This is a genomic window from Pectobacterium aroidearum, from assembly GCF_015689195.1.
Taxonomy (GTDB): domain Bacteria; phylum Pseudomonadota; class Gammaproteobacteria; order Enterobacterales; family Enterobacteriaceae; genus Pectobacterium; species Pectobacterium aroidearum.
Genome location: NZ_CP065044.1, coordinates 3,687,299 through 3,702,543, shown reverse-complemented (window position 1 = coordinate 3,702,543; position 15,245 = coordinate 3,687,299). Strand labels below are relative to the sequence as shown.

8 protein-coding genes are annotated in these 15,245 nt (G+C 50.7%); 7 read left to right on the top strand and 1 reads right to left on the bottom strand.

Features of this window, described 5'->3' with window-relative positions; genetic code table 11:
• Positions 1-24: 24 nt before the first annotated feature.
• On the top strand, positions 25-669 hold the full coding sequence (adk, locus tag I2D83_RS16560; RefSeq protein ID WP_180778298.1) for an adenylate kinase: 645 nt from the start codon (positions 25-27) through the stop codon (positions 667-669).
• Positions 670-1,016: 347 nt separating this feature from the next.
• On the top strand, positions 1,017-1,979 hold the full coding sequence (gene hemH, locus I2D83_RS16555) for a ferrochelatase (RefSeq protein ID WP_205948211.1): 963 nt from the start codon (positions 1,017-1,019) through the stop codon (positions 1,977-1,979).
• Positions 1,980-2,082: 103 nt separating this feature from the next.
• Here hemH and ybaL read toward each other — a convergent pair whose 3' ends face one another.
• A complete protein-coding gene (ybaL, locus tag I2D83_RS16550) occupies positions 2,083-3,768 on the bottom strand; it encodes a YbaL family putative K(+) efflux transporter (RefSeq protein WP_015839373.1) in 1,686 nt (561 codons plus the stop codon).
• Positions 3,769-4,435: 667 nt separating this feature from the next.
• Here ybaL and ushA point away from each other — a divergent pair.
• The 5 genes from ushA to I2D83_RS16525 all read left to right on the top strand — a co-directional run bounded on the left by ushA (position 4,436) and on the right by I2D83_RS16525 (position 15,168).
• Entirely contained in the window at positions 4,436-6,085 is a 1,650-nt protein-coding gene (gene ushA, locus I2D83_RS16545) for a bifunctional UDP-sugar hydrolase/5'-nucleotidase UshA (RefSeq protein ID WP_205946942.1), read from the top strand.
• A gap of 236 nt (positions 6,086-6,321) precedes the next feature.
• Positions 6,322-8,349 carry a discoidin domain-containing protein gene (locus I2D83_RS16540; RefSeq protein WP_205946941.1) on the top strand — a complete coding sequence of 676 codons (2,028 nt, stop codon included), beginning with the start codon at positions 6,322-6,324 and terminating at the stop codon, positions 8,347-8,349.
• Positions 8,350-8,512: 163 nt separating this feature from the next.
• The gene (locus I2D83_RS16535) at positions 8,513-10,549 is read left to right on the top strand and encodes a discoidin domain-containing protein (protein ID WP_205946940.1); all 2,037 of its coding nucleotides are present in this window, start codon (positions 8,513-8,515) and stop codon (positions 10,547-10,549) included.
• A 163-nt stretch (positions 10,550-10,712) separates the two neighbouring features.
• The gene (locus I2D83_RS16530; RefSeq protein ID WP_205946939.1) at positions 10,713-12,722 is read left to right on the top strand and encodes a discoidin domain-containing protein; all 2,010 of its coding nucleotides are present in this window, start codon (positions 10,713-10,715) and stop codon (positions 12,720-12,722) included.
• Between the two features lie 292 nt (positions 12,723-13,014).
• Positions 13,015-15,168, top strand: coding sequence for a carbon starvation CstA family protein (locus I2D83_RS16525; RefSeq protein ID WP_015839379.1), 2,154 nt, complete (start codon positions 13,015-13,017; stop codon positions 15,166-15,168).
• Positions 15,169-15,245: the final 77 nt, after the last annotated feature.

Genomic DNA, 15,245 nt, shown 5'->3' with positions numbered 1-15,245 from the left:
TTACATAGCAAGGGGATTTACGCGATGCGTATTATTCTGCTGGGCGCTCCGGGCGCAGGCAAAGGTACTCAGGCTCAATTCATCATGGAAAAATACGGTATTCCGCAGATTTCCACGGGTGACATGCTGCGTGCTGCGGTAAAAGCGGGTACTGAATTGGGCAAACAGGCTAAAGAAATCATGGACGCAGGTAAACTCGTCACTGATGAACTGGTCATTGCTCTGGTTAAAGAACGCATCGCCCAGGACGATTGCCGTAACGGTTTTCTGCTGGATGGCTTCCCACGCACCATTCCACAAGCTGATGCTATGAAAGATGCTGGCATCAATGTGGATTACGTTATCGAATTCGCAGTTCCTGACGAACTGATCATCGATCGTATCGTTGGCCGTCGCGTGCATGCGGCGTCCGGTCGTGTCTATCACGTAAAATTCAATCCGCCTAAAGTTGAAGGCAAAGACGATGTGACAGGCGAAGATCTGACTATCCGTAAAGACGATCACGAAGATACCGTGCGTAAGCGTCTGGTTGAGTATCATCAGCAGACTGCGCCACTGGTTTCTTACTATCAGAAAGAAGCTGACGCGGGTAATACGCGCTATTTCAAAGTAGAAGGCACGCGTAAAGTGGAAGAGGTTCGCGCAGAACTGGAAACGATTCTGGGCTAATTTTTCTCTGCGAATATCACGTAGTCACAGAAATGCCAGACGACGGTCTGGCATTTTTCCGTTCTGAATTCCCCATTCGCCTGATTTCCTCTATTGGTAGCATCGGCGTTATCCCTAGTATCTACCCGTATTTGTTTAGCTTTTTTTCGCTACAATATACCCGTCATACTTCAAGCTGCATGTTCGTTGGCTTCCCTTGCTCACCCCAGTCACTTACTTGTGTAAGCTCCTGGGGATTCGTGCGGTTGCCGCCTGCCTGCAACTCGAATTATTTAGGGTATAGACACTTGATGTTACGCACGGGCGGGCTGAAAGAAAGCCTGCTTCTCCATAAAAGGAAGACGGCGATGAAACAAGAGAAATACGGTGTGCTGATGGTGAACTTAGGGACACCCGATGCGCCGACGTCGCAGGCGGTGAAGCGCTATCTGGCTGAGTTTTTAAGCGACCGCCGTGTGGTGGATACGCCGCGTCTGCTATGGTGGCCGTTACTGCGCGGTATTATCCTGCCAACCCGCTCTCCGCGAGTGGCGAAACTCTATCAATCGGTGTGGATGGAGGGCGGATCGCCGCTGTTGGTGATTAGCCGTCGACAGCAGCAGGCACTGGCTGGGCGAATGCCGGAAACGCCTGTCGAGCTAGGCATGAGCTATGGTTCGCCCAGCCTGCGTTCAGCGCTGGATAAATTACTGGCGCAGGGCGTAACGCAACTAGTGGTCTTGCCGATGTATCCGCAATATTCCTGCTCAACAACCGCAGCGGTGTGGGATGGGCTCGCGGCGCAGCTACGTGATAATCGTCAGTTGCCTGCGATTCGCTTTATCCGTGATTATGCCGAACATCCTGCTTATATTGCGGCGCTGAAGCACCGTGTCGAACGGTCTTTTGCTGAACATGGTGAACCAGACAGATTAGTCATCTCCTATCACGGCATCCCCGTGCGGTACGCCAATGAAGGCGATGACTATCCGCAACGCTGCCGGGCGACCACGGAGGCGCTGATTGCCGCGCTGGGGCTGCCGGAAGGGAAAATAATGATGACCTTCCAGTCGCGTTTTGGTCGTGAACCCTGGCTGACGCCGTACACGGATGAAACCATGCAGGGTTTGCCCGCGCAGGGCGTGAAACATATTCAGATTATGTGCCCAGGTTTTGCGGCTGACTGTCTGGAGACGTTGGAAGAGATTCAGGAACAGAACCGTGAAATTTTCCTGCATGCGGGGGGCGAGGCTTTCCACTATATTCCTGCACTTAATGACGATCCGCTGCATATCGATCTGCTGGAACAGTTAGTGAGCAAGGTAGAGTAGAGGCGAGGTTGCCTTTGTCTGGCGGCGTTTAAAAACATATCGCACAGCACAAAAAAATGGCGGGCTTATGGGCCCGCCATTTTCGTATTCTGCATCTAGCCGTTTAGATAGGACACGCCTGAGGTGCAGGAGGGATCTCATCCAGCTTCAGCAGTGTGATCATGCTGTTGGCGATTTCCCGCTCGCCCATGACCACCTCGTTGGCACCGTGCTCGGTAATGTAGCTGACCTCATCGTCATAGTGCGCGCGGGCGATAATCTCCAGATCGGCGCGTTTCTCACGGGCTGCTGCGACGATTTCTCCGGCTTCATAACCGTTCGGAATCGTCAGCAATAGCCAGCGGGCGCAGTCCAGCCGCGCAATGTCCATGATTTCAGGCTTAGTGGCGTTACCCAATACCGCTTTAATACCCTGCTCACGCAAGGCATCAACGCGGGTACGTGAATTCTCAATGACCACGATAGGAATCCCTGCCTGATGCAATTTGGCGCCAATCAGGCTACCTACGCGACCATAGCCGACCAGCAGCGCATGGTTGCACATATCGACAGGAATCTGTTTCTCTTCCTCAATCGCTTCTTCCACGATCTGCTCTTCGATGGTTTCATGCTTCGCCAGATAGCGTTCAAGCAGCGTAAACAACAGTGGGTTTATCATGATAGAGAGAATGGCGCCGGCCAGTACCAGATTCCGACCTTCTTCTGACAGTAGCCCCAACACAATGCCGAGCCCGGCCAAAATAAAGGCAAACTCTCCGATCTGCGCCAGACTAGCGGAAATCGTTAATGCCGTTCGTTTTGAGTGGCCAAAGAGTCGAACCAGCACGAAAGCGGCGGCTGACTTACCGAACACGATAATGGCCAGAGTGATCAGCACGGAAATGGGGTCGTTCAGCAGGATCATCGGATCAAACAGCATACCGACAGAAACGAAGAACAGGACGGCGAAGGCATCGCGCAGCGGCAGCGTATCGTGCGCCGCACGCTGGCTGAGTTCTGATTCGTTTAGCACCACACCGGCGAAGAATGCGCCCAGCGCAAAGGAGACATCAAACAGTTTCACTGCGCCGAAGGCGATACCCAGTGCCATGGCTAACACTGCCAGTGTGAAAAGCTCGCGTGAGCCGGTGCTGGCGCTTTTTGCCAACACCCACGGTACCAGACGGCGACCGACGACAATCATCAGGGTGATAAAGGCAATCACCTTGCCGATGGTCCAGGCTAAATCGGCCAGCAGCTTGCTGGTGTCGGCATGCTCAGCGCCGATCATGTCGCCGAAGGCTGGCAGCAGAACCAGCGTAAGCACCATCGCCAGATCTTCCACAATCAGCCAGCCGATGGCGATTTGACCGCGCTGGCTATCAATAAGCTGTCGTTCTTCCAGCGCGCGTAGCAGAACCACGGTACTGGCGGTGGACAGACAGAGGCCGAAAACCAGACCGCTCGCCAGGCTCCAGCCCAGCATGGCGGATAATCCCATTCCAAGCAGCGTCGCCACGGCAATCTGGGCTATCGCTCCGGGAATGGCGATGGACTTTACCGCCATGAGGTCTTTCAGCGAGAAGTGCAGGCCAACGCCAAACATCAGCAGAATGACGCCAAGCTCAGCCAGCTCTGATGCCAGTGAGGTATCAGCGACAAAACCAGGGGTAAAAGGACCGACAAGGACACCTGCGGCAAGGTAACCAACAAGGGGGGAGATTCGCAGGCGATTTGCCAGAATGCCAAGGAGGAAGGCAAGAACCAGCCCTCCAGCGATAGTAGAAATTAGCGGTGTTGCAGCATGCATCCCAACTCCTTGTGCCATAGGTGAAACATAATTGAGCGGATTTACCCTTCTTGCCTTGAAGCTACAGCGTGGTTAGCGGCGCTACGTACCCTTATCACTCTTATATATGTACCGAAAAGCGTGTTGGATCCGTTCGTTTGCTGTCTGGCTGCAACGCCAATTATTCTGGGTATACACAAATTCTATTGCATATAGCGAAATGTTGCTTGGGTAAAAGTGGTATTTTATGAAAAATATCAGTTTCTCCAGCTAAAGGTAGTGTAACACAGATTTCGTGATGGTTTCTCGCGATAAGCATTGATAAACATGTGTAATTATTCTGATAGTGTGATGTTATTGGTGCTAATGCCTTACTGCTTTTCTGTGTATTCAGCGGAATATTTTTATCCACTGACGTAAAACACCGGAAAACAGAGGATAAACGGTGTGATACCGGGTTATTCCGATGAAGCATTCATATTAGCAAGAGTTCGTGACGGCACGACGACAGTGTCGGGTCAGCGAGCTATGACTAGAGCGGCTATACCTCATCTGATTTTGTCGGCTATCACACATTGCTGATGTACGGCGCGAATGTGCTTCGCGCATTGTTCATCTTGCTGTGCTAATTTGTGTGGTGAATTTCTCAGTGGTTCCACTGGGTCTTTAAAATAAACGGAGATTTATCATGCGCTTTTCAATAAAAGCTCTGGGATGTGCGATGGCGGTATCGCTGGCGCTAACGCCTGTTATGTCAATGGCTTGGGAGAAAGATAAAACATACGCCATCACCATTTTGCATACGAATGACCACCACGGCCACTTCTGGCATAACGACTACGGTGAATATGGGCTGGCGGCGCAAAAAACGCTGGTCGATCAGATTCGTCAGGAAGTGGCGAGTAAAGGCGGCAGCGTGTTGCTGCTCTCCGGCGGTGATATTAATACTGGCGTGCCTGAGTCCGACCTGCAGGATGCGGAGCCCGATTTTCGTGGTATGAACATGGTTGGCTATGATGCGATGGCGCTTGGCAACCACGAATTTGATAATCCGCTGTCTGTCCTGCGCCAGCAGGAGAAATGGGCAAAATTCCCGCTGTTATCGGCCAATATCTACCAAAAAAGCACCAATGAGCGCTTATTTAAGCCTTATGCCCTGTTCGACAAGCAAGGTGTGAAAATCGCGGTTATCGGCCTGACAACGGACGATACGGCCAAATTAGGCAATCCTGAGTATTTTTCCGATATCGAATTCCGTAATCCTTCTACGGAAGCGAAGCAGGTTGTTGAGCAATTACGGAAGAGTGAAAAGCCTGACGTGATTATTGCTGCGACGCACATGGGGCATTATGACGACGGTAATCACGGTTCCAATGCACCGGGTGATGTAGAAATGGCGCGTAGCCTGCCAGCCGGCTATTTGGACATGATTGTCGGGGGGCACTCGCAAGATCCGGTCTGTATGGCGCAGGAGAATAAAAAACAGGTGGATTATGTGCCGGGCACGCCTTGTGCTCCCGATCGTCAGAACGGCACCTGGATTGTTCAGGCGCATGAGTGGGGGAAATATGTTGGCCGTGCTGATTTCACATTCCGCAATGGTGAATTGAAGCTTGAGCATTACCAGCTGATTCCAATCAACCTGAAGAAAAAGGTAGAAAAGGACGGCAAGACCGAACGTGTTTTCTATACGCAGGAAATCACGCAGGATGCTGACGTCATGAAAATGCTAACGCCGTTCCAGGAGAAAGGACAGGCGCAGCTGGGCATCAAGATCGGTAGTGTGAAAGGCAAACTGGAAGGCGATCGTAATCAGGTGCGTTTCCGTCAGACCAATCTGGCACACGTGCTGTTGTCGGCACAGCTTGAGCGTGCAGAGGCGGATTTTGCCATTATGAGCGGCGGTGGCGTACGTGACTCGATTGAATCAGGCGATATCACCTATAAAGATGTCCTTAAGGTTCAGCCGTTTGCCAATACGCTGGTTTATGTGGATATGAAAGGCAGCGATGTCGAGAAATACCTGGCCGTAGCAGCGAATAAAAAGGTGGATTCCGGTGCCTATGCGCAATTCCTCAACGTCAGCCTGACGGCGGACGGACAGGGCGTACAGAACGTGAAAATTAAAGGTGAGCCGTTGCAGGCAGATAAAGTCTACCGCATGGCAACGCTGAACTTTAATGCGATGGGCGGTGATGGCTACCCGCGTCTTGATAACCTGCCGGGCTATGTGAACACCGGTTTTGTCGATGCTGAAGTGCTGAAGCAGTACATCGAGAAGCATTCTCCGCTGGATGCAGAAGCCTACGCGCCGAAAGGTGAGATCGTTTATAAATAACGGATAATGATGGCGGTTTTTGTCTCTATTGCTGATGACTTAAGCCGCCATTTTTTCTGGGACGAGTTCTTAGTGGCTGTGCGGCATTTAGCCCTTTCATTGCAAAAATGAAGCGAATCTAATTTGCTGATTTAATTGATTAAATAATCTTATGTTTAGTAAAGCGCTTTAAAATAACAGACCCGCCAAATAAACGATACTCCTGATGCACCCTCACTAACGGAGTAGTCGGTACTATGAAAAGCGTAAATATTGAAATCAATGTCTGTGGCAGCGCAGAAAAATCAACGTGTGTTGTTAATCCCCCAATTCAGATCAATCCTCACACCTGTTGCCTGGTGGATACGGATAATCAGTGCGAACCGCAATCTGGTGTTTCCGGTGTTGCTTCCGTATTCGGACGGACTGGCGTTGTCACTGCACAATCAGGCGACTATACGGCCGATCAGATTACGGAAACGGACACCAGAAAATTTGCCTCGCCGGATGAAAAAGCGGTCTGGAATGCAAAGCAGGATGCATTAATTTCCGGTACTACTATCCGCACGGTCTTTGGTCAGTCGCTGCTGGGCAGCGGTGATGTTTCACCTACGCCAGCGCAAATGGGTGTCGCGGCGGTTGGGCATACTCACACCACAGCGGACATCACCGACTACACATCAAAAACGAAGCAGCTCATTCATTCCTCGCTGGAGGCCGGGGCGGGCGTCACGCTGAGCTATAACCCGGTGAATGAGAAAACCATTATCAGCGCTGCAGGCGGTGGTACGGGTTCGGGTACGGGCGGTTCTGGTTATATCGTTGCCGATCGTCAGGGCGCAACGGCGGGGCAAAATCACGCGTTCAGCATTAGCCCACAAAGCACGTTTAATCTCGCGGCGTACGCGCTGAAAGAAGTCGCTGGCGCAGCGAATCAGACTTATGTTGTTGACGATTTCGGCGTGTCTAGCGAAGAGAACTACAACGTAACTCATGCTGCTGTTTTTGATAATACATTACGCCCCTATGTCGGAAAGCTATATAATCTGGTGCAATCCGGTAATTTTTATTCGTCACCAATCAAATCAGACGGTGAAAGCATTGAAATTGATGCTGTTAATAAAACGCTGATTCCTGTGATGACAGCAAATAATAGTGCAGTTGGCTACACGGTTGACGCATCGTCTGAGTATTCAGTGCAATACGCGGCGTGGACAGCATTCAACGGAACGTTAAATCGATACTGGGCATCCAAAACCGTACCAACAGTGGCTAACCCACATTGGCTGCGTATTACTATGGCGGCTCCTGCATTGATTGATACATACAGAATAACAAACGAAAACCTGAATCCTGGGCCACTCAGCCCGAAATCGTGGATGTTTCAGGGGAGTAATGATGGTACAACGTGGCATACGTTACATACGGTATCTAATGATACTCGCGATGGGAAGGGGGCGGTTCGAGAATATACGTTCACCAATGACACGCCGTATTCATCATTCCGTATTTTAATAACCGAGCAAAATGCTGGTCCACACGTTCAAATTGGGGAGCTTGAAATATTCCGCAGAGAGCGACTGTTGATTAACGGCAGTGATGGTAAGTGGTATTCAGCGAATAATGGGGTATTAACATCGGTCCCAGCACCATCTGTGGCGGAAGATTTTTATAATAATGGTTTTTTGTCATCTGGCGTCATACCTGAATCATCATTGTCAGGAATACAGCCAGTAACGATTTTTTCATCAAAAAATATTGATGCAAAAGTGCTATATACACCGCCTCCTCAAATTGCAATACAGAAAGCCCTGTCGAGTGCGGCGTTATGGCCACAAATCAACTCCGCAGTGCTGACAGCTACGCAAACTGGCAACGGTAAAGTGCGTGTCGCTGTCACGCGGGACTTAGTGAACTGGCATGTGTGGCGGAGCGGGGCGTGGGTTGATGTGGGGGCGTTGTCAGTAGATACGACGAGCGCAACGAAACTGATTGCAGACGGCATGACGCCAGCTGAACTCGGCGCTATTACGGCGGCACAGTGGACACAGCTGTTTGCATCCAATAACGGTGTGCCGGACTCACTTGCCTTTGCGTTCGCGCTTGATATCACCGATCCGGCGACTGATGTCGCGGCCATTGACCGGCTGGTGCTGAACGTCAACGATGCGTCCAGTTGGAAACTGCAGTCCCCTGCGGAAGTGGAAATCCGCTGGCGTACGGACAGTGTGACATTCCGCACCGTAACGGCAGGCAATTACAAACTGGCGTATCAGGTTCCGTAATTTGTCTTCCGATTACCTATTCCACAGGCCGTATATATCGCGGCCTTTTTTATTCTGATGTTTATAGAAAAAGATATAGCAGATTAGTAAAGCGCTTTAAAATAATGCTCCTGTCAAATAAGCGATACTCCCTATGCCCTTTATTAACGGAGTCATCAATACCATGAAAGACATTAATATTGAAATCAATGTTTGTGACAGTACAGGTAAAGCAACATGTACCGTTCATCCCCCTGTTTGTTGTCATTCAGATAACGGAAGCGGTCAAGAGCCCGGTGTTTCGGGTGTTGCCTCCGTATTCGGGCGAACCGGTGTCGTAACCGCACAATCCGGTGACTACACGGCCGATCAGATCACCGAAACCGCCACCAGAGAATTTGCCACGCCGGATGAAAAAGCGGTCTGGAATGCGAAGCAGGATGAGTTAATTTCTGGCACCACTATCCGCACGCTCTTTGGTCAGTCGCTGCTGGGCAGCGGTGATGTTTCACCCACGCCAGCGCAAATGGGTGCTGCTGCGATTGGACACACACATACCACAGCGGACATCTCCGACTACACACAAAAAACAAAACAGCTTATCCATTCCTCGCTGGAGGCTGGGGCGGGTGTCACGCTGAGCTATAACCCGGTGAATGAGAAAACCATTATCAGCGCTGCAGGCGGTGGTTCCGGTAACGGTGGTTCTGGCTATATCGTTGCCGATCGTCAGGGCGCAACGGCAGGGCAAAATCACGCGTTCAGCATTAGCCCACAAAGCACGTTTAATCTCGCGGCGTACGCGCTGAAAGAAGTCGCTGGTGCAGCAAACCAAACTTATGTTGTTGATGACTTTAATGCCTCAAGTGAGCCCAATTACAACGCAACAAATGATGTTATTTTTGACGGTATAGCCAGCCTTTATACTGGTTCAAATTACCAGTTAACACCAGATGGAGAATTTTACTCTGCCGAAATAAAAGCGGATGGAGAGTTGATAAGCATTCTTCAGAAAACATCGACAACACCAGTTACAGCGGAAAGCATCATTCCTGTAATGACAGCGAATAACGCGCCATCGGGCTATGAAGCAATCGCAAGCTCAAACAGTAGAGACCCGCAGGCCGGATCTGCAATATATAAAGCGTTTAACCGATCTCAGGTTGGGGGGACTGATTCATGGACTAGCGATGGCGCACCTTCCGTGTCATCGCCACAATGGGTCGGCGTAAAGCTCCCTGCGTCCGTGCTTGCTAAAGGCTATTCCGTTGTGACCCGTAATCAGTCCGGGTATTCCAATTCGCCGCGTACCTGGACGTTTCAGGGGAGTCATGATGGGGTGACATGGACGGTATTACACTCTATTACAAATGATACCCAGAATGTTCCTGGGCAGAAACGTACGTATGTTATTAATAACGATATCAGTTATCAATATTATCGTATTCATATCACGCTAGCGAACTATGGAGTATTATCATCATTCGTCGGTGTTGATGAATTGGAAATTTATGAATCCTTGGATAAGTTTGTAATTAATTACGGCGGTAAAAATTACGGTGTCAATAATGGATTATTGGAAGAGATTGTCGGTGAATTAACCGCGGAAAAAATTAGTTCACAGGGAATTGGCGGCGTTAATAACCTGCCATCATTATTCACTAGCCCTGTGAAAGTCATCTCCAATTCGGAAATGAATATTGAGACGAAATACACGCCATACTCACAGATTCTGACCCAGTCAGCGTTGACGTCATTAGCCAGTTATAGCCAGATCAATGCCGCAACGTTAACGGCAACGCAGACGGGCAACGGTAAAGTCCGTGTTGCGGTGACGCGGGATTTGGTGAACTGGCATGTCTTGCGCAACGGGGCGTGGGTTGATATTGGAGCGCTGTCAGCCAATACGGCAGGGGCTACGGCGTTGATTGCAGATGGTATGACGCCAACTGAACTCGGCGCTATTACGGCGGCACAGTGGACGCAACTGTTTGCATCCAGTAACGGCGTGCCGGATTCGCTTGCCTTTGCCTTCGCGCTTGATATCACCGATCCAGCGGCCGATGTCGCGACCATTGACCGACTGGTGCTGAACGTCAACGATGCGTCCAACTGGAAAGTGCAGTCCCCCGCGGAAGTGGAAATCCGCTGGCGCACGGACAGCGTGACATTCCGTACCGTAACGGCAGGCAATTACAAACTGGCGTATCAGGTTCCGTAATTTGTCTTCCGATTACCTATTTCACTGGCCGCGTATATCGCGGCCTTTTTTATGCTGACTTTTATAGAAAAGGACATAGCAGATTAGTAAAGCGCTTTAAAATAATACCCCGGTCAAATAAGTGATACTCCTTATGCCTTTTATTAACGGAGTCATCAACACCATGAAAGACATCAATATTGAAATCAATGTTTGTGACAGCACAGGCAAATCAACATGTATCGCTCATCCTCCTATTCAGGTTAATCCTCACTCTTGCTGTCATTCTGGTAATGGGCAAGAGCCAGGAATTTCTGGCGTTGCTTCCGTATTTGGGCGGACGGGGGTCGTCACTGCACAGCCTGGCGACTATACGGCCGATCAGATTACTGAAACGGCCACCAGAAAATTTGCCACGCCGGATGAAAAAGCGGTCTGGAATGCAAAGCAGGGTGAGTTAATTTCTGGCACCACTATCCGCACGCTCTTTGGTCAGTCGCTACTGGGCAGCGGTGATGTTTCACCAACGCCAGCACAAATGGGTGTTGCGGCTGTCGGGCACACCCATACCACAGCGGAAATCACCGATTACACACAAAAAACAAAACAGCTTATTCATTCCTCGCTGGAAGCGGGGGCGGGCGTCACGCTGAGCTATAACCCTGCGAGTGAGAAAACGGTAATCAGTGCTACGGGTGGTGGTTCCGGTAGCGGTGGCTCTGGCTATGTCGTTGCCGATCGTCAGGGGGCAACGGCAGGGCAAAATCACGCGTTCAGCATTAGCCCACAAAGCACGTTTAATCTCGCGGCGTACGCGCTGAAAGAAGAAGCAGGTGCAGCAAACCAAACTTATGTCGTTGATGACTTTAATGCGTCGAGTGAGCCTAATTATAACGCGACGAGTGCGGTTGTTTTGGACGGCGCAATGCATGAATATACCGGCGGTATATTTACACTTGATAATCATGACGGCATTTATTCTGCACCAGTTCGAGCTGATGGAAAGTTGATTAATCTTTCCGTTGTTGAAAAATCTGTTGTTCCGAAAATGACATCAAATACAAATCCAGTCGGCTATGTTATTAGTGCCAGTGATATGTCCAGACCTCAATTTTTACCCTACTTTGCATTTGATAATGACAATAATCTATCTAGTAATGAATATGATTGTTGGGGGGCGTTAAATGCCGCGACCGTAGATAATCCCCATTGGATTAGAGTTGACCTACCAGTCCCGACGAAAATTTCCGGTTATAGCTTTGCTAACAGGACGGTCATTTATAATAATGGCCCGAAAAACTGGATTTTTCAGGGGTCTAATGATGGGGGGGCAAGTTGGGATGATTTACATGTTGTAAATAATGATGTCAATAATACGCTCGGTGCTGTCCGTAATTATAGTTTCTCTCCCGCTGGAGAATATAAGAGCTTTCGACTGTTTGTTACCGCTGGTGGCAACAACAATAACTACCTGACATTAAAGAAACTTAACTTATTCCAGGCTGGAAAGGTTTTAATTAGCAGCAATGATAAATGGTATTCTGCAAATAATGGAGAATTGACTGAGATTTCCTCGGCTGATTTTGACAGCGGATTCATTAATTCAGGTTGGATATCAAATGAATCAATCTCTGGTTTGTTACCAATCAAGATTGTTGGTAATGCTCAACTTGATTTACTGTCGTCGTATATTCCTTATACACAAATTGCCATTCAAAAATCACTGACGTCCGCTGCATGGGTAAAAATCAATGCCGCAACGTTAACGGCAACGCAGACGGGCAACGGTAAAGTGCGTGTTGCCGTGACGCGGGATTTGGTGAACTGGCATGTCTTGCGCAACGGGGCGTGGGTGGATATTGGCGCGCTGTCAGCCAATACGGCAGGGGCTACGGCGTTGATTGCAGACGGCATGACGCCAACTGAACTCGGTGCTATTACGGCGGCACAGTGGACGCAACTGTTCTCATCCAATAACGGCGTGCCGGATTCGCTTGCCTTTGCCTTCGCGCTTGATATCACCGATCCAGCGGCCGATGTCGCGACCATTGACCGACTGGTGTTGAACGTCAACGATGCGTCCAGTTGGAAACTGCAGTCCCCCGCGGAAGTAGAAATCCGCTGGCGCACGGACAGTGTGACATTCCGCACCGTAACGGCAGGTAATTACAAGCTGGCGTATCAGGTTCCGTAATCGCTCACGATACTCAACATTTTACTGGCCGCGAATGTCGCGGCCTTTTCTTTTTGATGTAGCCCAATTTTTCCCCAGCCACTCACTGCGTCATTCTAACCGCTTAGCACGCTATTCTGCCGCCTACCCAAATACCCGCCCCACGCGCGTACGCGATGACGTACTGTGCCGCCACTATCTTCCTTATCTGAAATACGCGATGACTCACGTGATCGCACGACGCTTTACCAGGGTTTCTTTTTCCACAGCTAACAAAATCAAACGATTATCATTTTTAATTGAAGGATGTCTTATGAAGAGCAGTTCCATTCTTAAACACATCCCCTGGATGATTCTTGGAATCATTGGGGCTGCCTGCCTCGGCGTAGTCGCACTACGTCGCGGTGAGCATGTCAGTGCATTATGGATTATTGTTGCTTCTGTCGCCGTTTACCTCGTGGCCTATCGATACTACAGCCTGTATATCGCACAAAAAGTCATGCAGTTGGATCCGACCAGAGCAACCCCTGCCGTTGTTAATAACGACGGCCTCAACTATGTGCCGACGAACCGTAACGTCCTGTTCGGACACCACTTTGCCGCTATCGCAGGTGCGGGTCCGCTGGTTGGGCCGGTACTGGCCGCGCAGGTCGGCTACTTGCCGGGCACCTTATGGCTTCTGGCGGGGGTGGTGCTGGCGGGGGCAGTACAGGACTTCATGGTTCTGTTTATTTCAACCCGTCGTAATGGCACGTCGCTAGGCGAAATCGTCAAGAAAGAGCTGGGGCCTGTACCGGGTACGATTGCGCTGTTCGGTTGCTTCCTGATCATGATCATTATTCTTGCCGTACTGGCGCTGATCGTGGTGAAAGCACTGGCAGAAAGCCCATGGGGCGTCTTTACCGTTTGTTCGACGGTGCCGATCGCGCTGTTTATGGGCATCTACATGCGCTTTATCCGTCCGGGTAAAGTCGGTGAAGTCTCGGTGATGGGGATCGTGCTGTTGGTATTGGCGATCTGGTTCGGTGGCGTGGTTGCCCACGATCCGTACTGGGGCCCGGCGCTGACCTTCAAAGATACGACGATTACCTATACGCTGATTGGCTATGCTTTCGTGTCGGCACTGCTGCCAGTATGGTTGATTCTGGCTCCGCGTGACTATCTGGCAACCTTCCTGAAAATCGGTGTCATCGTCGGTCTGGCGATTGGTATCGTGATCCTGAACCCGGATCTGAAAATGCCAGCGGTCACGCAGTTTGTGGATGGCACCGGCCCGGTCTGGAAAGGTACGCTGTTCCCGTTCCTGTTTATTACTATCGCCTGTGGTGCCGTATCCGGCTTCCACGCGCTGATTGCATCCGGTACCACACCGAAACTGCTGGCTAACGAAAACGATGCGCGTTTCATCGGTTACGGTGCCATGCTGATGGAATCTTTCGTTGCGGTGATGGCGCTGGTTGCGGCATCAATTATCGAACCCGGTCTGTACTTCGCGATGAACACGCCACCAGCGGCGCTGGGGATTACGATGCCAGACCTGCACCGACTGGGCACGGCGGATGCGCCGATGATTCTGGCGCAACTGCAGGATGTGTCCGCCCACGCGGCGGCGACCGTTAGCTCCTGGGGCTTCGTGATTTCTCCTGAGCAGATTCTGCAAACGGCGAAAGACATCGGTGAACCTTCCGTTCTGAACCGTGCAGGCGGTGCACCAACGCTGGCTGTTGGTATCGCACACGTGTTCCACCAGATCATTCCTGGTGCCGACATGGGCTTCTGGTATCACTTCGGTATTCTGTTTGAGGCGCTGTTCATTCTGACCGCACTGGATGCGGGTACGCGTGCGGGCCGCTTCATGTTGCAGGATCTGTTGGGTAACTTTGTTCCGTTCCTGAAGAAAACTGACTCGCTGATTGCTGGTATCATCGGTACGGCGGGCTGCGTCGGTCTGTGGGGCTACCTGCTGTATCAAGGCGTGGTCGATCCGCTGGGCGGCGTGAAGAGCCTATGGCCGCTGTTCGGTATCTCTAACCAGATGCTGGCTGCCGTCGCGCTGATTCTGGGTACAGTAATTCTGATTAAGATGAAACGTACACAGTACATCTGGGTCACGCTGCTTCCGGCGATTTGGCTGCTGATCTGTACGACTTGGGCGCTGGGGCTGAAATTGTTCAGCGACAACCCACAGTTGGAAGGCTTCTTCTACATGGCGAACATGTTCAAGGGCAAAATTGCAGAAGGCGGTGCCGATCTGAGCGCACAGCAGATTTCGAATATGAACCATATCGTGACAAACAACTATACCAACGCCGGTCTGAGCATTCTGTTCCTGATCGTGGTGTACAGCATTATCGCGTACGGTATCAAAGCGGCACTGGCTGCACGTAAAGTGGCTGAACGTACCGATCAGGAAACGCCGTATGTTCCGGTTCCTGAAGGTGGCGTGAAAGTCTCTTCCGGCCACTAAGCCACATGCCCGTCTGATTTTGCGAGACAGCTAGCAAGGTTGAACGCGAAAGATGACGGGTACAGATACCCTGTATA

What these genes read in the sequence shown, in the direction of transcription:
- adk (WP_180778298.1), top strand. Translation starts at nt 25, where the DNA reads ATGCGTATTATTCTGCTGGGCGCTCCGGGCGCAGGCAAAGGTACTCAG.
- hemH (WP_205948211.1), top strand. Translation starts at nt 1,017, where the DNA reads ATGAAACAAGAGAAATACGGTGTGCTGATGGTGAACTTAGGGACACCC.
- ybaL (WP_015839373.1), bottom strand. Translation starts at nt 3,768, where the DNA reads ATGCATGCTGCAACACCGCTAATTTCTACTATCGCTGGAGGGCTGGTT.
- ushA (WP_205946942.1), top strand. Translation starts at nt 4,436, where the DNA reads ATGCGCTTTTCAATAAAAGCTCTGGGATGTGCGATGGCGGTATCGCTG.
- I2D83_RS16540 (WP_205946941.1), top strand. Translation starts at nt 6,322, where the DNA reads ATGAAAAGCGTAAATATTGAAATCAATGTCTGTGGCAGCGCAGAAAAA.
- I2D83_RS16535 (WP_205946940.1), top strand. Translation starts at nt 8,513, where the DNA reads ATGAAAGACATTAATATTGAAATCAATGTTTGTGACAGTACAGGTAAA.
- I2D83_RS16530 (WP_205946939.1), top strand. Translation starts at nt 10,713, where the DNA reads ATGAAAGACATCAATATTGAAATCAATGTTTGTGACAGCACAGGCAAA.
- I2D83_RS16525 (WP_015839379.1), top strand. Translation starts at nt 13,015, where the DNA reads ATGAAGAGCAGTTCCATTCTTAAACACATCCCCTGGATGATTCTTGGA.